Source organism: Pseudomonas sp. 9_2_1 (assembly GCF_059295275.1).
On the sequence record NZ_CM181239.1, the window covers coordinates 396138 to 418057 of the forward strand.

General features: G+C 64.1%; 17 protein-coding genes. 8 read left to right on the forward strand and 9 right to left on the reverse strand.

Annotated elements, in window-relative coordinates; genetic code table 11:
- Positions 1-134: 134 nt before the first annotated feature.
- Genes waaF through AC5O5I_RS01675 form a run of 7 tightly spaced genes read left to right on the forward strand, consistent with a single transcriptional unit; the run spans position 135 to position 7095 of the window.
- Complete coding sequence (waaF, locus tag AC5O5I_RS01645) at positions 135-1184, forward strand: lipopolysaccharide heptosyltransferase II (protein WP_172285264.1); 1050 nt, start codon at positions 135-137, stop codon at positions 1182-1184.
- Entirely contained in the window at positions 1185-2243 is a 1059-nt protein-coding gene (waaC, locus tag AC5O5I_RS01650; RefSeq protein ID WP_172227493.1) for a lipopolysaccharide heptosyltransferase I, read from the forward strand.
- Positions 2243-3367 (forward strand): glycosyltransferase family 4 protein, encoded by a 1125-nt coding sequence (locus AC5O5I_RS01655; RefSeq protein WP_494511978.1) that lies wholly within the window; start codon positions 2243-2245, stop codon positions 3365-3367. Before waaC ends, AC5O5I_RS01655 begins: the two co-directional genes overlap by 1 nt.
- Positions 3364-4170, forward strand: a complete 807-nt coding sequence (gene rfaP, locus AC5O5I_RS01660; protein WP_494511979.1) for a lipopolysaccharide core heptose(I) kinase RfaP — start codon at positions 3364-3366, stop codon at positions 4168-4170. Before AC5O5I_RS01655 ends, rfaP begins: the two co-directional genes overlap by 4 nt.
- Positions 4170-4904 carry a lipopolysaccharide kinase InaA family protein gene (locus tag AC5O5I_RS01665; protein WP_172231219.1) on the forward strand — a complete coding sequence of 245 codons (735 nt, stop codon included), beginning with the start codon at positions 4170-4172 and terminating at the stop codon, positions 4902-4904. Before rfaP ends, AC5O5I_RS01665 begins: the two co-directional genes overlap by 1 nt.
- Positions 4901-5653 (forward strand): lipopolysaccharide kinase InaA family protein, encoded by a 753-nt coding sequence (locus AC5O5I_RS01670; RefSeq protein ID WP_172231216.1) that lies wholly within the window; start codon positions 4901-4903, stop codon positions 5651-5653. The genes AC5O5I_RS01665 and AC5O5I_RS01670 overlap by 4 nt, the downstream gene beginning before the upstream one ends.
- The gene (locus tag AC5O5I_RS01675; RefSeq protein WP_494511980.1) at positions 5653-7095 is read left to right on the forward strand and encodes a lipopolysaccharide kinase InaA family protein; all 1443 of its coding nucleotides are present in this window, start codon (positions 5653-5655) and stop codon (positions 7093-7095) included. The genes AC5O5I_RS01670 and AC5O5I_RS01675 overlap by 1 nt, the downstream gene beginning before the upstream one ends.
- On the opposite strand, the gene AC5O5I_RS01680 is transcribed toward AC5O5I_RS01675, so the two are convergent.
- From AC5O5I_RS01680 to AC5O5I_RS01715, 8 genes are all read right to left on the reverse strand, one after another.
- Complete coding sequence (locus AC5O5I_RS01680) at positions 7056-10085, reverse strand: dermonecrotic toxin domain-containing protein (RefSeq protein ID WP_494511981.1); 3030 nt, start codon at positions 10083-10085, stop codon at positions 7056-7058. The genes AC5O5I_RS01675 and AC5O5I_RS01680 overlap by 40 nt on opposite strands.
- Before the next feature lie 71 nt (positions 10086-10156).
- Positions 10157-10333, reverse strand: a complete 177-nt coding sequence (locus AC5O5I_RS01685; protein ID WP_494511982.1) for a hypothetical protein — start codon at positions 10331-10333, stop codon at positions 10157-10159.
- Complete coding sequence (locus tag AC5O5I_RS01690; protein WP_494511983.1) at positions 10330-11442, reverse strand: PepSY-associated TM helix domain-containing protein; 1113 nt, start codon at positions 11440-11442, stop codon at positions 10330-10332. The genes AC5O5I_RS01685 and AC5O5I_RS01690 overlap by 4 nt, the downstream gene beginning before the upstream one ends.
- 154 nt (positions 11443-11596) lie before the next feature.
- Positions 11597-14029: a TonB-dependent siderophore receptor gene (locus tag AC5O5I_RS01695; RefSeq protein ID WP_494511984.1), complete on the reverse strand. Its 2433-nt coding sequence runs from the start codon at positions 14027-14029 to the stop codon at positions 11597-11599.
- A 233-nt stretch (positions 14030-14262) separates the two neighbouring features.
- Positions 14263-15219: a FecR domain-containing protein gene (locus AC5O5I_RS01700; RefSeq protein WP_172223049.1), complete on the reverse strand. Its 957-nt coding sequence runs from the start codon at positions 15217-15219 to the stop codon at positions 14263-14265.
- Positions 15216-15734, reverse strand: a complete 519-nt coding sequence (locus AC5O5I_RS01705) for an RNA polymerase sigma factor (protein WP_172223046.1) — start codon at positions 15732-15734, stop codon at positions 15216-15218. Before AC5O5I_RS01705 ends, AC5O5I_RS01700 begins: the two co-directional genes overlap by 4 nt.
- A 206-nt stretch (positions 15735-15940) precedes the next feature.
- Positions 15941-16651 (reverse strand): 3'-5' exonuclease, encoded by a 711-nt coding sequence (locus AC5O5I_RS01710; RefSeq protein ID WP_494511985.1) that lies wholly within the window; start codon positions 16649-16651, stop codon positions 15941-15943.
- Positions 16648-18585, reverse strand: a complete 1938-nt coding sequence (locus AC5O5I_RS01715) for a DUF294 nucleotidyltransferase-like domain-containing protein (RefSeq protein WP_494511986.1) — start codon at positions 18583-18585, stop codon at positions 16648-16650. Before AC5O5I_RS01715 ends, AC5O5I_RS01710 begins: the two co-directional genes overlap by 4 nt.
- A 116-nt stretch (positions 18586-18701) precedes the next feature.
- Here AC5O5I_RS01715 and AC5O5I_RS01720 point away from each other — a divergent pair, with 116 nt between their 5' ends.
- Positions 18702-19241 carry a response regulator gene (locus tag AC5O5I_RS01720; protein WP_172223019.1) on the forward strand — a complete coding sequence of 180 codons (540 nt, stop codon included), beginning with the start codon at positions 18702-18704 and terminating at the stop codon, positions 19239-19241.
- Positions 19242-19379: 138 nt separating this feature from the next.
- Here the strand turns inward: AC5O5I_RS01720 and AC5O5I_RS01725 are convergent, their stop codons facing one another.
- The gene (locus AC5O5I_RS01725) at positions 19380-21557 is read right to left on the reverse strand and encodes a malate synthase G (protein WP_494511987.1); all 2178 of its coding nucleotides are present in this window, start codon (positions 21555-21557) and stop codon (positions 19380-19382) included.
- Positions 21558-21920 lie beyond the last annotated feature (363 nt).

A 21920-nucleotide genomic window follows, 5' to 3' on the forward strand; every position in this document is an offset into this window, starting at 1 on the left:
GGGGCGGCAAAGCAGCCCCAAAGGCTCATGGTCCACCACCGGTGTTACACTGTCCGCCACATAGCCTGAATATAAAGAGGGGAGGCCAGGCTGTACCGCAGCCTGTAGCCTCCCCGAGCGTTTCTGGACTAAGCATGAGAATACTGATCATTGGCCCCAGCTGGGTCGGCGACATGGTGATGGCGCAGACCCTGTTCCAGTGCCTGAAACAGCAGCACCCCGACTGCGTGATCGATGTGCTGGCCCCCGAGTGGAGCCGGCCGATCCTCGAACGCATGCCCGAGGTGCGCCAGGCCTTGAGCTTCCCGCTCGGCCACGGCGCGCTGGAGCTGGCCACGCGGCGGCGCATCGGCAAGTCACTGGCCGGCCAGTACGACCAGGCCATCTTGCTGCCCAACTCGCTGAAGTCGGCGCTGGTGCCGTTCTTTGCCGGCATCCCCAAACGCACCGGCTGGCGCGGCGAAATGCGCTTCGGCCTGCTCAATGACGTGCGCAAGCTGGACAAGGCCCGCTACCCGCTGATGATCGAGCGCTTCATGGCCCTGGCCTATGCGCCCGGCGCCGAGTTGCCGCAGCCGTACCCGCGCCCCAGCCTGCAGATCGAAGCGCAGAGCCGTGAGGCCGCCCTGGCCAAGTTTGGCCTGGAGCTGGACCGCCCCGTGCTGGCGCTGTGCCCAGGTGCCGAATTCGGCGAGGCCAAGCGCTGGCCGGCCGAGCACTATGCCGCTGTAGCCGATGCAATGATCCGCCAGGGCTGGCAGGTGTGGCTGTTCGGTTCGAAGAACGACCACCCGGTGGGTGAGCAGATCCGCGACCGGCTGATCCCGGGTTTCCGTGAAGAATCATCCAACCTGGCCGGCGAAACCTCGCTGGCCGAGGCCATCGACCTGATGTCCTGCGCGCATGCCGTGGTGTCCAACGACTCCGGCCTGATGCACGTGGCGGCTGCGCTGAACCGCCCGCTGGTGGCGGTGTACGGCTCGACTTCGCCAGGTTTCACACCGCCGCTGGCCGAGCAGGTGGAGGTGGTGCGCACCGGTATCGAGTGCAGCCCGTGCTTCGACCGTACCTGCCGCTTCGGCCACTACAACTGCCTGCGCCTGCTTGAGCCGGGCAAAGTCATTGCCGCCCTGCACAGCCTGAGCGGCCCGGATTTGATCGATACCGTGGCCGAGGTCGACTAAGTGCGGGTACTGATCATCAAGACCTCGTCGCTGGGTGATGTGATCCACACCCTGCCGGCCCTTACCGATGCCGCCCACGCCATCCCGGGCATCCGTTTCGATTGGGTGGTGGAAGAAGGCTTTGCCGAAATCCCCAGCTGGCACCCCGCGGTCGACCAGGTGATCCCGGTGGCGATACGCCGTTGGCGCAAAAACCTCTGGCAAACCATCAAGAGTGGCGAGTGGAAGGCGTTCAAGCAGCGTGTGCGCGAGCGCAAATATGACCTGGTGATCGATGCCCAGGGCCTGGTCAAGTCGGCCTGGCTGACCCGCCTGGTGAAAGCCCCGGTAGCCGGGCTGGACCGCTACTCGGCCCGCGAAGGCTGGGCCAGCCGCTTCTATGACCGGCGCCTGTCGGTTGCCACGGGGCAGCACGCCGTGGAGCGGGTGCGCCAGCTGTTCGCGATGGCCCTGGCCTACGACCTGCCGGAAGGCCTCGGCGACTACGGCCTCGACCTGCAGCGCCTGCAACTGCCGCCGGCCGCCCCGTACGTGGTGTTCCTGCATGGCACCACCTGGGTGACCAAGCACTGGCCCGAAGCCTACTGGCGCGAACTGGCCGAGCGCATGGGCCGGCGCAAGCTGGAAGTGCGCCTGCCCTGGGGCAACCCGGCCGAAAAGGCCCGCGCCGAGCGCATCGCCCAGGGCTTGAACAACTGCCAGGTACTCCCCAAATTGAACCTTGTCGGGGTTGCTCGCGTACTGGCGGCGGCAAAGGCCTGCGTGGCGGTCGATACCGGCCTTGGCCACCTGGCGGCGGCACTCGATGTACCCACCATTTCGCTGTTCGGCCCGACCAACCCGGGCCTGACTGGCGCCTACGGACGGACCCAGATTCACCAGGCCAGTGACTGGCCTTGCGCTCCCTGCCTGCAGAAGAAGTGCACCTACAAACCGAGCGCCGATGACCTGCGCCGGTTCGATCTGAATCGCGAGTGGCCACTGTGCTTCACTCGCCTGAATCCCGAGCATGTGGCGAGCCGCTTGAGCGCGTTGCTGCTGGCTGAGGATGTCCGTTGATGCAACTGGCTTTCGTGCTTTACAAATATTTCCCCTTCGGCGGGCTGCAGCGTGATTTCATGCGCATTGCCCTGGAATGCCAGAAGCGGGGCCACCAGATCCGTGTCTACACGTTGATCTGGGAGGGCGACATTCCGCCGGGCTTCGAAGTGCTGGTGGCGCCGGTGAAGGCGATTTTCAACCACCGCCGCAACGAGAAGCTCAGCGCCTGGATGGCCGCCGACCTGGCCAAGCGCCCGGTCGACCGGCTGATCGGTTTCAACAAGATGCCCGGGCTGGACGTGTACTACGCCGCCGACGGCTGCTTCGAGGACAAGGCGCAAACCTTGCGTGGTGGCCTGTACCGTCGCTGGGGCCGTTACCGGCACTTTGCCGAGTATGAGCGTGCCGTGTTCGCCAAGGACGCGCATACCGAAGTGCTGATGATTTCCGAAGTGCAGCAGCCGCTGTTCATCAAGCACTACGGCACCCCGGTGGAGCGCTTCCACCTGCTGCCGCCAGGCATTTCCCAGGACCGCCGCGCACCGGCCAATGCCGCCGAGATCCGCGCCGGGTTCCGCAAGGAATTCAACCTGGATGACGACGACCTGCTGCTGGTGCAGATTGGCTCGGGCTTCAAGACCAAGGGTGTGGACCGCAGCCTCAAGGCCCTGGCGGCACTGCCGTCGGCCCTGCGCAAGCGCACGAAGTTGATGGTGATCGGCCAGGACGACCCCAAGGTATTCCAGCTGCAGAGCGCCACACTGGGCCTGGGCGACCAGGTGCAGTTCCTCAAGGGCCGCAGCGATATCCCGCGTTTCCTGTTGGGCGCCGACCTGTTGATTCACCCGGCGTACAACGAAAACACCGGCACGGTGCTGCTCGAAGCGCTGGTGGCTGGCCTGCCGGTGCTGGTGTCCAGGGTGTGCGGCTATGCCCATTACATCGCCGAGGCCGACTGCGGCCTGGTGCTGGACGAACCGTTCGAGCAGGAACAGCTCAATAGTTACCTGCAGCGCATGCTCGAAGACCCGCAGGCCCGCGCCGACTGGGCGCGCAATGGCCTGGCCTTCGCCGACACGGCAGACCTGTACAGCATGCCGCAGCATGCCGCCGATGTGATCCTGGGGCAGGAGACCGCATGAAGCTGATACTGGCCGAACCGTTCAAGCGCCTGTGGGCCGGGCGTGATGCCTTCGACGCCGTCGAAGCGCTGCAAGGCGAGGTGTACCGCGAGCTGGAAGGGCGCCGCACGCTGCGCACCGAAGTCGCGGGCGAGGGCTTTTTCGTCAAGATTCACCGCGGCATCGGCTGGGGCGAGGTTTTCAAGAACCTGTTCACCGCCAAGCTGCCGGTGCTCGGCGCAGGCCAGGAGTGGCGCGCCATTCAGCGCCTGCATGAGGTTGGTGTGCCGACCATGACCGCCGTCGCCTATGGCGAGCGTGGCAGCAATCCGGCCACCCAGCACTCGTTCATCATCACCGAGGAACTGGCGCCGACCGTCAGCCTGGAAGACTTCAGCCTCGACTGGGTCCGGCAGCCGCCCGAGCCGCGCCTGAAGCGTGCGCTGATCGGCGAAGTGGCAAAGATGACCGGTGGCATGCACCGCGCCGGGGTCAACCACCGCGACTGCTACATCTGTCACTTCCTGCTGCACACCGACCGCCCGGTTACGGCGGACGATTTCAAATTGTCGGTCATCGACCTGCACCGCGCGCAGACCCGGGCAACCATCAGCCGCCGCTGGCGCGACAAGGACCTGGCCGCGCTGTATTTCTCGGCGCTGGACATCGGTCTTACCCGACGCGACAAGCTGCGCTTCCTGCGCGCTTACTTCCAGCGCCCGCTGCGACAGGTGCTGAAGGACGAAGCCGCGCTGCTCGCCTGGCTGGAGCGCAAGGCGCAGAAACTCTACGACCGCAAGCAACGCTACGGGGATGCACTCTGATGGCGGGCTGGACACTGGCGCCGGGTTACCAACACCTGGCGGCGGACTTCGGCAGCCTCGAAGCGGTATTTGCCCTGCAAGGCGAACGCCTGACCCGCGACCCGCTCAGCGAGGTGGTGCGCATCGAGCGTGACGGCGTCAACTACTACGTCAAACGCTACACCGGGGCCGGCAAGCACCTGCGCCGCTACCTTGGCCGGCCACGCATCAAGGCCGAATGGCAGAACCTCAAGCAGTTCGCCAAGTGGGGCATTCCCACCGCCGAAGTAGTCGCCTGGGGCCTGGAGCGCGATGGCCTGGCCTTCGGCCGTGGTGCGATGATCACCCGCGAGTTGCCACGCACCGAAGACCTGTCGGCGCTGGCAGAGCGCAACGATGCACGGCTGGCGGACCGTGCCTGGGTCGCGCATGTCAGCAGCCAGCTGGCGCGCCACACCCGGGTCATGCACCAGCACCATTTCGCCCACAACGACCTGAAATGGCGCAACCTGCTGGTCGATGACCAGGGCACGCTGTTTTTCATCGACTGCCCCACCGGCGACTTCTGGCGCGGCTTCATGTGGCGGCACCGGATGATCAAGGACCTGGCCTGCCTGGACAAAGTGGCCAAATACCACCTCACCGCTACCCAGCGCCTGCGCTTCTACCTGCAATACCGTGGCCGCGACCGCTTGAATGTGCGTGACAAGAAGCGCATTCGCCAGGTATTGGGCTTTTTCGAGGGAAGGGAATGACCGATTACCTGGCCAGCGCGGACGTCGCGCTGCTCAAACGCCATGGCCTGGACGACTTCGAGGCGCTGTGGGCGCTGCAACTGGATGCCGTGGACGAACCCAACACCGGCCGCGGCGGCTGGAGCAGCGTGTACAGGCTGGAACTCGAAGGCAAGGGCTACTACCTCAAGCGCCAGAGCGACTACCTGACCCGTACCCTGCACCGGCCCTTTGGCGAACCCACCTTCGCCCGCGAATTCCGCAATATCAGCCGCTACCAGAAACTGCACATTCCCGCCTTGCAGGCGGTGTTCTATGGCGAACGCAAGCAGGCCGGCAAGCACCGGGCCATCCTGATGACCCGCGCCCTGGACGAATGGGCCGACCTCGACAGCCTGCTGGCCCAATGGCTACAGCTGGGCGGGGCCGAGCGCAACGGCATCCTCCAGGCCTGTGGCCAGCTGGCGCGCACGCTGCACAGCGCCGGCCAGGTGCATGGCTGCTTCTACCCCAAGCACATCTTCCTGCGCCAGCGCCGCGAAGGCTGGGACGCGCAGCTGATCGACCTGGAAAAAACCCGGCCGCTGCTGTTTGGCATGCGCGACCGCCTGAAGGACCTGGAGCCGCTGCTGCGTCGTGCCCGGGCGTGGGGCGAAGCCGATATCCGCACCCTGCTGGCCACCTACCTGGCACAGCCTGCCGATGGCCGGCTGGTCGACACCTGGCTGCAACGCCTGACGCAACGCCGTCGTGAAAAAGAGGCCCGCTGATGCGTTTGTCTGAACTGAAAAGGGCCGGGCGCAGCCCTGCATTGCCCCTGAGTATCACCCTGGCCGATGCCGCCGGCAGCGCCGAGTTGCAACTGCTCAGCCTGCTGCGTGTGTTGCCGGGCCAGCGCTATGTGGGGGCTGGCGTGTGGCGTGGCACCCCGGTGCTGGCCAAGTTGCTGGTGGGCAGCCATGCGGCCCGGCACTTCCAGCGTGAGTTGCAAGGCGTAAAGCTGCTGGCTGAGCAGGGCCTGACCACGCCGAAGCTGCTGGCCGACGGCCTCAAGGAAGGCGAGGGCGGCTGGCTGTTGTTCGAGTTCCTCGACGGCGCCGAAAGCCTGGCTGATGCCTGGGCTGGCGTAGAGCACCTGCCGGTGCTGGCCGACGAACAGCACCTGGTGCTGGGCGAAGCGCTGACTGCAGTGGCGCACATGCACGCCCAGGGCCTGTGGCAAGAAGACCTGCACCTGGACAACCTGCTGCGTCATGGCGGCAAGCTGTACCTGATCGATGGCGCCGGCATCAAGGCCGAAACGCCCGGCCAGCAGTTGTCACGCCCGCGCGTACTGGAAAACCTCGGCGTGTTCTTCGCCCAGTTGCCCAAGCGCCTGGAACCCTTCATCGAAGAGTTGCTGGTGCATTACCTGCTGGCCAACGCCGAACACGCCCTGCCGCTGGAAGCCTTGCAGAAGCAGGTGGACAAGGTGCGCAGCTGGCGGCAGAAGGATTATCTGGAAAAGGCCGGCCGCGAGTGCAGCCTGTTCAGTGTTGAACGCAGCCTGTCGGGCCTGCGGGCGATCCGTCGCACCGAGGTCGACGCCATGCTGCCGGTGCTGGAGCAGGCCGATGCGCTGATCGACAAAGGCCACCTGTTCAAGACCGGTGGTGCCGCCAGTGTTGCGCGCATCGAGGTCGATGGCCGTCAACTGGTGCTCAAACGCTACAACATCAAGAGCACCGCCCACTGGTTCAAACGCTTCTGGCGCCCGAGCCGGGCCTGGCACTCGTGGATCGAAGGCCATCGCCTGGAGTTTCTCGACATCGCTACCCCGCGCCCGCTGGCGGTACTGGAGCAACGGGTGGTGGGCCTGCGCAGTCGGGCCTACCTGGTTACCGAGTACGTCGATGGCCCGGACCTGACCGCGTGTTTCGCACCCTATGTGGAAAACGGCGACGCGCCCGAAGAGCAGGTCGATGCCCTGGTGCGGGTGATGCAGCAACTGATCCGCGAGCGCATCAGTCATGGCGACTTCAAGGGCCATAACCTGTTCTGGGACAACGGTCGGTGGTCGTTGATCGATCTCGACGCCATGTGCCAGCACGCCACCCAGCTCAGCTTCGCCCCGGCCTATGCCCGTGATCGAGCACGGCTGCTGCGCAACTGGCCGAGCGGCAGCGCGCTGCATCAGCGGCTCGACCGACTGCTGCCCAAGCTGGCCGAATAATCCGCAGGCAGCGTCAGCCAGTCGCTGCTGCGTCCTGGCTGACGCACGCGGATTCGCCATTGCCCTTCCTGCCGGCGCAGCACCGCCCAGATCGGCACGTTGGTTTGCATGTGCTCGGGGATCGCGAGCTGGTAATGTCCGGCCAGGGGGTGGTGCCGCACGTTCACCTGCTGACTGCCCAGTTGCAAAAACGGCACGCCCTGCGTCTCGAACACTTCTGGCTCCGCAGCGATCGCTGAGCCGGTGAGGCGCGTTTCCGGTTGGCACGCCCCCAGCAGCTGATTCAGGTCGGGCAGGCCGTCGTACCAGAGCAACGGCGAGTCGACGACCAAGGTCTGGTCAAGGCGGCGTTTGATCGGCAGCTTGAGGTAGGCGAGCGGCTGCTTGGGGTCGGTCGCACGCCAGCGGCTGCCATCGAAGCTGACGTTGAAGTAGCGGCCCTGCAAGTCCTTGACGTAGTAAAGGGACAAACCCGAGCTCGCGGAAGCCTGCTCGTACACCGCTTCGCCGTGCGCCCCATCGATTAGATAGCGTATCTTTGCCTCGGCTGGCCTGGCCTGGTAGCGGGACGGCAGCGGTACCGAAGGTGGCCTGGGCATGCCGCGCAACACGCGGCGCATCATGCCGGAGCCCGCGAGCGTGTTCAGCCCTTCGGTGGCATGACTGAGGGCGGCAATGGCGTGATGAAGCGCATCTTCGTGGTCATCCTCGTTGAACGCTTCGAAACCATCCCAGATCGAGATACCCATGCGCCCGAAGGCCAGCGCCATGAGTTGGCGTTGTGGCAGTACCAGGGTAACGATGTCGAGCAACAACCGCAGCACGTTGATCGAAAATGTGCCGAGCAATTCCTCGTTGCTGCGGGTGGCAGCGTCAGTTTGCGCCATCAGGTTATGGACCTCTGCGCGGTAGGCTGCATGATAGAGGTTACCGGTGATGGTCTGCTGTCGTACGTGTGAACCGAGGCGCCCCTTGACCAGGAGCTTCTCGATGTTATCGCGGTTGGCACGGGGAAGGCGCTGGGCGACGTAATTGCGCAGGCGCTGATCGTTGCGTATCGCTCGCATCAGCCCGCGTGCGTTGGCATATTCACGCCAGTAGCGGCGGTCGGGAGCGTCCGGGGCATACACCACGATGCGCTTGGAGTTCAGGGGCGATACCAGCAACAGCACGCCTTGCAACGTCTGCTCCTGGATGAGCAACTGCTGTACGTCCACGCGCTGCTCGTTGTTGAAATAAGGGCGCGCCTGGCTGTCGGGTGCGTTGATCACTGTGCTGGCCCAGCCGTAGCCCTGCTCGAAAGTATCCACAAGAAAATGCCCGGCGTAGCGCCCTTTGACCGCCTCGGCGTTCATGCGGGTGCGGTTCAGTTCCCCGTGCGCCCACTGCCGCCACTCGCCTTCGGGTGAGTCGAGCAACTGGGTACGTAGATAAGCCTGATAGCCGGTTCCAGCATTCAGCCGCCGCACCATCTGCCTGACCCTGGAGGGTGTAAGGGCAGGCAACGCTTCGCCATCGTGCAGGTGCACCTTTGCCGTGAGCCAGTAGTCGACTTCGAACCAGGCGATGTTCAGCAGCGCCAGTTCGTCGAGCCTGTAGGTGTGCCGAACAAATTTGATGGTGTCGCCCACGATAGGCCTGCTGGCTACCGGGATGTAACCCGTGGCGCCCGCAGTGGGGAGCGGATTGATCAAGGGGCCTGTCTGGCGCGCAACCGTTACGCTGACAAAGATGTCGCGGGGGTGGATATCCAGCCCTGGGTCACGTTGAAGGTATTCCTGCAGCCTCTCGTTTACCCAGTTCAGCAGCGAGTGTTGCTGGTTGAACTGCCCCAGCGTGAGAATCCCGGGTGCCGCCGCTCCCTGGATCGCTGCCACCTGTTGCTGCAGCGCCTGCATGATATGCGTCACGCCTTGTTGCGAGGTGGTACGCAACCAGTTGGGCAGGTGCTTTTCAAGCAGTAGCCCGTAGCGTGTGGCGAGCGGCCCGACGCTGCCGACCTGGGGGCGTATGTCCAGTGCGTCAGCCAATGCCCTGTCGAGTTGCTCGACGTTGCGTTGCAGGCCTTGTTTCCAACTGTGATGCCAGGCATGGGTCAGGCGTGCCAGCTGCGCGTCGCGGATGGCAAATGCCTGAAACTGCACCAACTCCTCGGGGTACCAGTCATAGCGCAGCTGCTCGGCCTGACGAGCGCGTTGCTTTTGCTCGGGGGTAGCCAGCAATGCCAGCAGATGTTCGCTTTGCTGCGGGTCCTCCAGGCGTTCACAAAGCTCTTGATGCAGTTCGGCAAGGCTGTCAAAGGCCTCCACACCGTGCGCCACACTACAGAGAAGGGTACGGCCGACTTTGCCATGCTGGTCCAGCAGCTGGCCTTCTGCGCCGTGCTCAGTGAGTACCATGAGCCCGGGTATGTGGTTGCGCCAGTTGGGTTCGGTGGCAGTCAGCAAGGGGCGATACAGCTGTGGGCGTGAATGCAGCGGCAAATGCCTGCGCTGCCAGGGCAGCGGTAGTTCCAGGCAGGTTCTGAGCAACTGGATATGTTCGCTGGAAAGCGTCTGGTCAGTGCTGCGCAAGCGCATTTCGGCTTCGAACTGGTCACTGCGCAGCGAGGCGAGTCGCACGATACGGGTCAGGCCTGTGGCGTCGCGCGCTTGCCAATCTGCGGCCAGTCGGGCGTGTAGTTCCTGGCGAATGGTGCGGCAGAAGCGGTCGATGCGTGAACTGAAACCAACGGGCAGGCTCAGGGCCTGATGCTCGGCGTGGCTTGGCCGGCTTCCTGCGGGGAGCTTGAAGGTGCCACCATCGAACAGGTGAAAACCTGTCAGCGTCAGCAGGTTGTAGGTGTCGAAGTAGAGCGTGCGTGCGGTAATGCCCAGGCCCGGGAACAGCTGCCCCAGGCACTGGTCCAGGCTATTTTCTACACTGCCTGCTACTGGCAGTAGCGCTGTCAGGCGCTCATCCAGCACTCGAAAGCGTTGTGGTGTGGTCATGGTCCGTGTCCTGCTCTGAAAGCGGACCATGCTGCAGGCTGGCGGCCGGGGCGATGTGTTACCCGGCTACCTCAGCGGCGTTTCATGCCCCGCACACTGAGCCAGACCGGAATGCCCAGGCCGAGCCATGACAGCGTGTCCCACCAGCCGTCACCGAGCAGCGCCGCGAACAGGCCGAGCGCGGCCAACAGCGCGAGCAGTGCCGGCCAGGCGAAAATCTGCCAGGTCGATTGCGATTTGTGGCTCATGCCCGCGCTCCTTTGGGTCTGCGCTGTTTGCCCCACCACAGGTACAGGCCGCTCCACAGTACGACAATGGTCAGCACGTCGAGCACGGCCCAGAGGATCTGCATCGGCCGCCCGCCGTAATCGCCGAAGTGCAGCGGTTGCGACAGGCCCATGGCGTCCATGTACCAGGGGCGCTCGCCGACCGCCGTGACCGCCAGCGTGCGGGCATCGATCAGCACCGGTGTGTACAGGTGCGAACTGAGGTGCGTGGCGCCGTTCATGAACACCGCGTAGTGGTGCTCGCTGGAAAAGCGCGTCCCGGGGAAGGCTATGAAGTCCGGGCGCATGCCGGGGGCGGCCTGTGCGGCAATGTCCAGCAGGCGGGTTGCAGGGGCGCGTTGGGTGAGCGGTGGGGCGTCACGATAAGGCGCAACCATGGCGGCCAGGCTGTCATTGCGCCAGGCGGCGATGACCAGGTCAGACAGCGCACTGATCACGCCGGTTACGCCTACCGTCAACGCCCAGGCCAGGGTCACCACGCCAATCAGGTTGTGCAGGTCGAGCCAGCGCAGGCGCCGGGATTTGTCGTGGCGTACCGTGCCGAACTCCAGGCGACGCATGAACGGCGCATAGAGCACCGTGCCGGAGACGATCGCTACGATGAACAGCACGCCCATGAAGGCCAGCAGCAGCTTGCCGGGCAGACCGGCAAACATGTCTACGTGCAGGCGCAGCATGAGCATCATGAAGCCGCCGTTGGCCGCTGGCATCGCTACAGCTTCGCCAGTGCGGGCGTCGAGCATGAAGGTGTGGGACAGGTTGGGGTCGGTGCCGGCGGTAGCGGCAGTGATGGCGACCACGCCGTTGGGTTCGTCTTCGTCGTAACCGAAGTACTGCATGACCTCGCCGGGGCGATGCTGCTCGGCTTTGAGCACCAGCTGCTGAAGATCGAGGTGCGGGGTGTCTGCCGGCATCTGGCGCAGTTCAGGCGCGTCGCCGAGCAGCTGTTCGAGTTCGTGGTGGAAGATCAGCGGCAGGCCGGTGAGTGCCAGCAACAGCAGGAACAGAGTGCAGACCAGGCTGCTCCAGGTGTGGATCGCGGACCAGCGGCGGATGGTTGGGCTTTTCATCACGGTACCGATTTTTTCTGTTGGATCGAGGGGCTGCTGCGCAGCCCAATCGCCGGCAAGCCAGCTCCCACAGGGGGGCACATGGCCAGAGGCTTGCGCTGTACCTGCAAGAGCTGGCTTGCCGGTGATTGGGCCGCAAAGCGGCCCCGCTCACTCAGAACTTGTAGGTGGCGCTAGCAACAACGCTTCGCTCGTCGCCGTAGTAGCAGTAGTACGAGTCACAGGTAGAGATGTAGTCCTTGTTCAGCAGGTTGGTGGCGTTGACCGCGACCGACGCGCCTTTGAGGCTGCTGTTCAGGCGGCCGAGGTCGTAGTGCACCGAGGCATCGAACACGGTGTAGGCATTGGCCTTGCCCAGGTAGGTGTTGGCCTGGTCGCCGTAGGTGTTCCCGGTATAGCGCGCACCCAGGCCGATGCCGAAGCCGTCCAGTACGCCCGAGTGCCAGGTGTAGTCACCCCACAGCGAGGCCTGCTGGTTCGGCATCAGCTGCAGGCGGTTGCCTTTGAAGTCGCCGTTCTGCACTTCGGACTTGGCCAGCGTGTAGGCGGCAATCACCTTCAGGTTCTCGGTAACGTCGGAAACCGCTTCAAGCTCCAACCCCCGGACTTTCACTTCGCCAGTCTGGCTGGTGATGGTCACGCCACCGACGGTGTCGGTCACCGAGACGTTTTTCTGGGTCAGGTCATACACGGCTGCCGACAGCAGGGTGTTGGAACCCGGCGGCTGGTATTTCACCCCCAGCTCCCACTGCTTGCCTTCGGTGGGTTTGAAAGACTGCGTGGCCGACGCATTGGCATTGCTGGTCGGCTGGAATGACTCGGCATACGAAAGGTACGGTACCAAGCCCGAATCGAACACATAGCTGATGGCCGCGTTGCCGCTGAACTTCTTGTCCCGCTGGGTATTGGTGGCATCGCCCTGGTTGAAGAACTTGGTGCCGGTGTGCACCCAGTCCTCCCGCCCACCCAAGGTCAGGCGCCAGTTGCCAAGCGCCATCTGGTCCTGCACATACAGCCCGGTCTGACGGGTTTTCTGGTTGTAGTCATAAAACGCTGTCGAGCGGTCCGGGCGGGTGATTGGCAACCCGTATACCGGGTTGTTGACGTTGCTGTCCGGCACGTTGAAACCGAAGATCGACAGGTAATTGGTGTTGATGCGCTGATGGTCCAGGCCGATCAGCAGGGTGTGGGTAACGTCGCCGGTGGCGAAGTCGGCCTGGAAGTTGTTGTCCACCGCGAACTGGCTGATGTCTTCATCGGTATTGGTGGACATTCGGCTGACAGTGCCGTCGTCCTGTACCGGGCCACCGGGCTGGTAATAGCTGCCGGGGGTGATGGCCTGGAACGCCAGGTCCGACTTGGTGTAGCGCAGGTTCTGACGGAACTGCCAGACGTCGTTGATGCGGTGCTCGAAGGCATAGCCAAGCGCGTAGTAGGTACGATCGTAGAACTCGTAGTCCGGGTCACCCAGGTTCTTGTGGTGGGAGATCTTGCCGAACGGCATGTCGATCTTGGTGCCCTGGATGGGGCGGAACTGGCTGGTGGCACCGGTATCGTCGCGGGTGAACTGGGTGAGCAGCGTCAGCGAAGTATCTTCGTCAATGTTCCAGGTCAGGCTTGGGGCGATGTTGTAGCGCTTGTTGTCGATGTGATCGATCTGCGAGCCGCTGTCACGGATCACACCGCTGACGCCATACAGAAAGCGGCCCTCGTCGTCGATCTTGCCGGTGCTGGCAAAGTTGATCTGACGGTGATTGTCACTGCCGTACTGCAGTTCGATTTCGTGCTCGCTTTCTGCCTGCGGACGGCGGCTTACCATGTCCAGCAGGCCGCCGGGCGGGGTCTGGCCATAGACCGAGGACGCTGGGCCACGCAGCAGCGCCAGGCGGTCGAGGTTCCAGGTTTCGGCTTTCGGGTTGGCGTACACGCCGCGTGGCAGCGGCAGGCCATCGAGAAACTGGGTGGGCTCGAAGCCGCGCACACGCATCCAGTCATAGCGCGTGTCGCTGCCAAAGCTGGCGGACACGATCCCTGGCATATAGCGCACGGCGTCATCCAGGCTGTGCACGCCGCGGTCTTTCATCTGCTCGCGAGTGGCAACCGAGATTGAGCGTGGTGCTTCGACCAGCGCGGTGTCTGTCTTGGTGCCGGCGGCAGTGCGATTGGCCAGATAGCCTTCGACCGGGCCCCAGGCGCTTTCGCTGGCGCTGGACGCATTCACCGTGATTTCCGGCAATGCCAGGCTGCCATCCGGAACCGCCACCAGACTGTAGCTGCCGACGCTGCTCTGCTGCAGCTGCAGGCCGGTGCCGCCCAAGGCGGCTTGCAGGGCGCCGAGGCCGTCGTACCGGCCGCTTACCGGGGCCGAAGTGCGGCCGTTGACCAGGGCTGGGTCGATGGCCAGGGCGATGCCGGCCTGGCTGGCGATCTGGTTGAGCGTGGTGGCCAAAGGAGCGCTGGGCAAATCGTAGGCGCGCGGTGCGGATTGTTCGGCGGCGAACAGGGCAGGGCTGGCCAACGAGGCGCCAAGGCCGATGGCCAGGGCCATCAGGCTGGGGCGCAGGATACGATCAACGGCACGGGACATGCGGCGGTTCCTCGACGGGTAAGTGCTTGCTGCTTCCTTGCCGAGCGAGAATTGAAAAGTGACAGGGTGAATCTGAAAAATGTTGAGAATTATTTAAAGTTGATCAGCGCATGTGCCGACCCTTTCGCGGGTGAACACGTGCCCACAGGGACATCTCGATTTCAAATGCGGTGAGATTGACGTGGAGCGGGTTTATCGAAGCGTCGAACCGCCGCGAACAGGCCAGTACAGGTTTACTTGGAAGTGACGGTCACCCACCACTGGGTATGCCGCTCGATCTTCACCGGCAATGCCGGCACCAGTGATGCCAGTGCCAAATCGGTGTCGGTCAGTGGGAAGCTGCCGGTGACGCGCAGGTCGGCCACCTTGGCATCTACCCCGAGGTAGCCGCTGCGGTACTTGCCCAATGTGGCCAGCAGGTCGCCCAGTCGCACGTTGTCCACCACGAGCATGCCGCGGGTCCAGGCATCGGCACCGGCTGGCACTTGGCCGACCAGGCCCAGGCCGTTGGCGTCCATCAGTACCTGCTGGCCTTCGCGCAACACCTGTTCGTCACCACTGTTCAGGGGCTTGGCAGCGACGGACGCCTGCAGCACTTCCAGGCGTGTGCCGCTGGCTTCGCGGCGCACCAGGAAGCGCGTGCCCAGTGGCCGCAGCCGACCATCGTCGGTGCGTACCAGCAGCGGGCGAGGGTCGTGATGGCCGGTTTCGACCGAAATCTCGCCCTGATGCAGCACGATCACCCGTTGCTCGCCCTGGAAGTCGATGTCCACGGCGGTGTGGGTATTAAGGCTCAGCAGCGTGCCGTCTTCCAGGCGCAGGGTGCGCAGCTCGCCGGTGGCGGTGCGCTGATCGGCCAGCCAGTAACTGGGTGCCAGCGCCGGTGCGCCAACCCAGGCCAGCAGCGAGCCGAGCAGCAACATGCCGGCCAGGCCGCCGCCGGCCTTGGCAACCCGCCGGCGCAGGCCGACGCGAGACTGCAGTAGGGCCTGGCGGGCCGGGCCGGCCGCTACACTGACGCGCTGGTCCATGGCACCGAGCTGGCGCCAGGCGCGGGCGTGCTCTTCGCTGGCCGCATGCCAACGCATGAACTCACCGCGTTCGTCGGGCGTGCCGCTGGCGTCGTCCAGGCTGAGTTTCCAGGCGATGGCGGCTTCCAGCACCCGTGATGAAACCGGCGCGTTGCTCACGTCGGCTGCCCATACAGGGCCACATAGCACTGGCGCATGCCCTGGGCGATGTACTGGCGCACCCGCGAAACCGAAACGCCCAGGCGCTCGGCGATTTCGGCATGGCCCAGGCCGTCCAGGCGGTTGTGCAGGAACGCTGCGCGGGCTTTGCTGGAAAGCTTGCCGAGCAGGCGGTCGATGGCCTTGAGGTCTTCGAGGATCAGGTGTTGCACTTCAGGGGAGGGCTGTTCGGCTTGCGGGATCAGTGCCAGCTCGGCCAGGTAGGCCTGTTCCAGCGCGGCGCGGCGGAAGTGGTCGAACATCAGCCCCTTGGCCACGGCGGCGAGAAAGGCGCGGGGCTCGCGAGGCGTGTCCAGCTGCTCTCTGCCGAGCAGGCGCACGAACGTGTCCTGGCTCAGGTCTTCGGCACGTTGGCGGCAGGCCATGCTGCGTTGCAGCCAGGCCAGCAGCCAGCCGCGGTGGTCGCGGTACAGTGCACCGACCAGATCGGCGTGTGGGCTGTGTGCAGAAGACAAGCAGCGTCCCCCTGGAACGTATGTATTAACTAACGATAATTATTCGCGATTGTTGCAGAGGGAGGGGGGTGGGTGCAATGGACGCTTATCGGATTGCCATCATCGCCGGCAAGCCAGCTCCCACAGGGAGCGCGTGATGTCGGGCTTTTTGCAATATCTGTGGGAGCTGGCTTGCCGGCGATGAGGCCGGTTCTGCCGATGAATATTTACAGGCCATGATTGCTGACCTTGCGCCGCCGCCACCCGCGCAACCGCTGCTCCAGCTGCAACGGGCTGTCCAGTTGTTGCCGCCGCGCCTGGCTGAACAGAATCAGCGCCAGCTCCGCAGTCACCTGCGCATCGGCGCTGGCATGATGGCGCTCATCCACCTGCAGCCCAAACCGCGCCACCCAGTCATCCAGCCCGGCCTCGCGCAGTACTGTGTCGGGGTTGAGCATCGGCGCCAGCTCGGCAACATCCAGAAACGGCGATTGCAGGCGATAACCCAGGCTGTCCTTCAGCGCCCGGCCCAGCATGCGCTGGTCGAACGGCGCGTGAAATGCCAGCACCGGGCTGTCGCCAATAAAATCGAGCAGGTCCAGCAACGCCTCGGCCGGGTCGCAACCGGCAGCCAGGGCGCTCGGCCCCAGGCCATGGATCAGCACGCTGGCGTTGGTTTTCTGCAATGGCCGATGCAGGGTGCGTTCGAATTGCTGGGCAAAATCGATCGCACCGTCCTCGATGGCCACGGCCCCGATCGACAGCACCTGGTCGCGGTTGAAGTTGAGCCCGCTGGTTTCCAGGTCCAGCACCACCCAGCGCTGCTCGCGCAAGGTGCACACCCCCAGCGGCGCGGGTTTGGACAACCGGGCCAGGCGCTGGCGCATGGCGGGGGCCAGTTCGGGCGCACTCGGGCGCAGCCAGGCGAACAGGCTCATAGCTGATACCGCAGGGCCAGGCTGCTTTGCAGGCGCTGCGCCTGGCGCAGGGACTCGCGCAGGATGCGTCGGTCCAGCAGGTTGAGGCTGTCCGGGTCGAGCCGGTTGGAGTACGGCAGGTTGGCGCGGGCCTGGCGCTGGTGCTGCTGCATGCGGGTTTGCTGGATGAAGTGGTAGGCCTCTTCATAGGCGGCGCCGTCCAGTGGCTCGATGACGCCCTTGGCCACCAGTTGGCGCAAGCGTTCCAGCGTATTGCACGCACCGACGCCATTGACCAGGGCCAGCAGCCGGGCACCATCGACGAAGGGCGTCAGGCCTTGGACCTTGAGGTCCAGGGTGGCGGCTTTGTCGTTGCCCTGGCGGGTCAGGACGAAATCGCGCAGGCGGCCCACGGGCGGGCGTTGGCGCAAGGCGTTCTCGGCCAGCATGCGCTGGAAGATGCGGTTGTCGGCCACCTGCTCGAGCAGGCCCTGGCGCAGTTGCTCGCAACCTTGCTCGTCGCCCCACACCACGCGCAGGTCGAAATAGATGCTTGAACCCAGCAGGTTCTCCGGGCTGGCCTCGCGGACAAAACCGGCAAAGCGTCGCGCCCACTCACTGCGCGACAGGCACAGCTCTGGGTTGCCGGCCATGATGTCGCCTTTGCACAGGGTAAAGCCACACTGGGCCAGGCTTTGGTTGATGTATTGGGCCAGCGGCAACAGGCGGGCGCGAATGGCGTCGGCCTCGGCGCGGTCGGCGGCCTCGAAGAGGATGCCGTTGTCCTGATCGGTGTGCAGGGTCTGCTCGCGTCGCCCTTCGCTGCCAAAGCACAGCCAGCTGAACGGCACACCAGGGTCGCCGCGCTCGGCCAGTGCCAGCTCGATCACCCGGCACACGGTGTGGTCGTTGAGCAAGGTGATGATCTGGGTGATCTGCGTGGACGACGCGCCGTGGGCGAGCATGCGCTCGACCAGCTGGCTGATTTCGCCGCGCAGCGAGACCAGCGTCTCCAGGCGCGGTGCATGGCGAATGGTGCGCGCAAGGTGCACCAGGTCGACCCGTTGCAGGGAGAACAGGTCACGCTCTGAAACTACCCCGCACAGGCGCCGGTTTTCAACCAGGCACACGTGGGCGATATGCCGTTCGGTCATGGCCATGGCCGCGTCGAAGGCACTGGCCGTGGGGCTGAGGTAGAACGGCCTGGCCGTCATGTGGCGCTCGATGGGTGCACCAAGCTCGGCATCGGCAGCGGCCACTACCTGGCGCAGGTCACGCAGGGTAAAGATGCCAGTAGGGTAGCGCTGCGCATCGACGATCACGATGCTGCCCACCTGTTGCTCGTGCATCAACCGCACGGCTTCGCGCAGGGGCGTGTCGGCACTGCACACCACCGGGTGGCGCATGGCCAGTTCACCCAGGGGGGTGTTGAGCGAGTACTGGGTGCCAAGGGTTTCAACGGCACGTTGACGCACCTGCTGGTTGACCTGATCGAGCAGGCTGCTGACCCCGCGCAGTGCAAAATCCCGAAACACTTCCGACATCGAGAACACGCGGATGAATGCAGCCTTGTTCAGTTGCAGACAGAAGGTGTCCTCACCGGCCAGGTGCTCGGTGCGGGTCGCCCGTTCGCCCAGCAGCGCGGCCAGCGGGAAGCATTCGCCGCTGGTGATTTCGAAGGTGGTCTCGACACCGGGTTTGACCAGGTGCTGGCGTTCGCCGACCACACGCCCCTGCTTGACGATGTAGAAGTGCTCGACCGGGCCGTCAGCCGGTTTGACGATGCTTTCGCCGCACGCGTAGAAGCGCAGCTGGCATTGCTCGACCAGGTAGGCGAGGTGGCTGTGCTCCATCTGGTTGAACGGCGGAAAACGCTGCAGGAACTGCAACGTACCCTGGATGTTCTGCAGCACTGCCGTCCTGCCCGCCTGGCTGTAGGCGTCCTTTTTGCTCATGAAACTGACCGTATCGCTATGCCGAACTATATATATCTATATATAGGTGCCGGGCATGTTGTTCTCTGCCTCCATGGTCGGCTTGCGGCGGGGTGGTGCCCATTGGACGTAAGTCTATGAGCGGCCCTGTCAAAGACCCGACGAAAGGTGGATCGGGTTGCGCATTTACTGCGGTCCTACTGCTGAAGCGGAATTTTTTTGACGAGATGGCCATGGTTGAGCATGACGACATCCTGAGTGACGCCGAACGTGAGGCATTGGCCGTGGTGAGTGCGCCGCTGGCGCCCAGCCCGGTGGTGTTGATTGTCGATGACAACCCGGTCAACAGTGACGCGCTGAAGTGGTACCTGAAGAGCAGAGGCATCGAGTGCATGACCGCTGATGGGGCCAACGAAGCGATATTCAAGCTGCATTACGAACCGCGCATCGCACTGATGATTACCGACCTGCGCATGCAGCCCAGCGATGGCCTGGAACTGATCCGGCAGGTTCGCGAGTCGGAGCGGGCGGCGTTGTCGATCATCGTGGTGTCGGGCGACACCGATGTGAAGGAGGCGGTGGACGTGATGCACCTGGGAGTGGTGGATTTCCTGCTCAAGCCGGTGGACCTGGGCAAGTTGCTGGAGCTGGTGAAGAAAGAGTTGAAGCTCGATTGAACAGCCGCCCGTACTGGGCTCATCGCCGGCAAGCCAGCTCCTGCAGGGACCGCACAGCTTCCAACGCTTGTGCAGTCCCTGTAGGAGCTGGCTTGCCGGCGATTGGGCCGCAAAGCGGCCCCCGTTCGCAGAGGCTGCTTATAACCCGTTACGCGCCTTGAACTCGCGACGACGGCGGTGCAGCACAGGCTCGGTATACCCGTTCGGCTGCTTGCCACCTTCCACCACGAGCTCCACGGCCGCCTGGAACGCAACGTTGTCGTCGAAGTTCGGCGCCATCGGGCGGTACAGGGCGTCGCCGGCGTTCTGCTGGTCGACCACCACGGCCATGCGCTTGAGGCTTTCCAGCACCTGCTCCTGGCTGACCACGCCGTGGCGCAGCCAGTTGGCCAGCAGCTGGGCGGAAATGCGCAAGGTGGCGCGGTCTTCCATCAGGCCGACGTTGTTGATGTCCGGCACCTTCGAGCAACCCACGCCCTGGTCGATCCAGCGCACCACATAGCCGAGGATACCCTGGGCGTTGTTGTCCAGTTCGTTGCGGATCTCGTCGGCCGACCAGTTGGTGTCGGCGGCCAGCGGGATGGCCAGGATGTCGTCGACCGATGCCGGGGTACGCGAGGCCAGTTCACGCTGGCGTACCTGTACGTCGACCTTGTGGTAGTGCAAGGCGTGCAGGGTGGCAGCAGTCGGCGACGGTACCCACGCGGTGTTGGCGCCGGCCAGCGGGTGAGCGATCTTCTGCTCGAGCATGGCTGCCATCAGGTCGGGCATGGCCCACATGCCCTTGCCGATTTGCGCACGGCCTTGCAGGCCGGTGGCCAGGCCGACGTCGACGTTGTTGTTCTCGTAGGCGCCGATCCACTTCTCGTTCTTCATGGCGCCCTTGCGCACAACGGCGCCGGCTTCCATCGAGGTGTGGATTTCATCGCCGGTGCGGTCGAGGAAGCCGGTGTTGATGAACGCTACGCGCTCGGCGGCTGCCTTGATGCAGGACTTGAGGTTGACCGTGGTACGGCGCTCCTCGTCCATGATGCCGACCTTGACGGTGTTGCGCGGCATGCCCAGCAGGTCTTCCACCTGGCTGAAGATTTCGGCGGCGAAGGCCACTTCTTCAGGACCGTGCATCTTCGGCTTGACGATGTACACACTGCCGGTGCGGGTGTTCTTGCGGCTGGTGTTGCCGTTGAGGTTGTGCAGGGCGATCAGGTTGGTGAACAGTCCGTCCTGGATGCCTTCGGGAATTTCATTGCCCTGGGCATCGAGGATCGCCGGGTTGGTCATCAAGTGACCAACGTTGCGCACGAATAGCAGCGAACGGCCGTGCAGGGTCACGCTGCCGCCGTTGGGCGCCGCGTACTCGCGATCCGGGTTCATGGTGCGGGTAAAGGTCTTGCCGCCCTTGCTCACGCTTTCGGCCAGGTCGCCCTTCATCAGGCCCAGCCAGTTGCGGTAGACGACCACCTTGTCGTCGGCATCGACGGCGGCAACCGAATCTTCGCAGTCCATGATGGTGGTCAGCGCCGACTCCATCAGGATGTCTTTCACGCCAGCGGCGTCGGTGCTGCCGACAGGGGTGCTGGCATCGACCTGGATTTCGAAGTGCAGGCCGTTGTGCTTGAGCAGCACGGCAGTGGGTGCAGCAGCGTCGCCATGGAAACCGATCAGCTGGGCATCGTCGCGCAGGCCGCTGTTACTGCCGCCTTTCAGGGCAACTACCAGCTTGCCGCCTTTGATACGGTAGCTGGTGGAGTCAACGTGCGAGCCGGCCGCCAGTGGCGCGGCTTCGTCGAGGAAGGCGCGGGCGAAGGCGATGACCTTGTCGCCACGTGCCTTGTTGTAACCCTTGCCTTTTTCGGCGCCGCCTTCATCGCTGATGGCGTCGGTGCCGTAGAGGGCATCGTACAGCGAGCCCCAACGGGCGTTCGCGGCGTTCAGGGCGAAGCGGGCGTTCATCACCGGAACCACCAGCTGCGGGCCGGCCATGTGGGCGATTTCTTCGTCCACGTTCTGGGTGGTGGCCTGGAAATCGTCGGCTTGTGGCAGCAGGTAGCCGATTTCCTGGAGGAAGCTTTTGTAGGCTACGGCGTCGTGTGCCTGGCCTTTGCGTGCCTGGTGCCAGGCGTCGATCTTGGCTTGCAGCTCGTCGCGCTTGGCGAGCAGGGCTTTGTTCTTTGGAGCGAGGTCATTGATGATCTTTTCTGCACCTGCCCAGAACTGCTCGGCGACGATGCCGGTCCCCGGGATGGCTTCGTTGTTCACGAAGTCGTACAGGACCTTGGCGACCTGAAGGCCACCGACTTGAACGTATCCAGTCATTGCTTGCCTCACTCTGCTCAGCTATTTCGCTCTTCTGTATTAAGCCTGTAGCGCTTCTCTAAACACGGCACCAGTGCGTGCCCCCGGGATGGCCCGAGCGCGGCTGGGTGCGGCCTTCCAGACAGGCTGGTGGGCAGTGTGCGTATTTTCACAGGCGCCTTGGCAGACATCCAAACGACGTTTTGTAGTCCGCGCCACGGGATACTACATGAAGCAGTAGGCGGGGCAAAATCAGACTAAAAGCGCCGTTCTGCGACCCGTTGGTCGCGTATGGTCACGCTGGGAGTGGGTATGTTCGCAAAAAACAGGTGGATTGTTCCAGATAAATCTTGAAACAGTACACGATTGGCTGTGTCGAGTGCC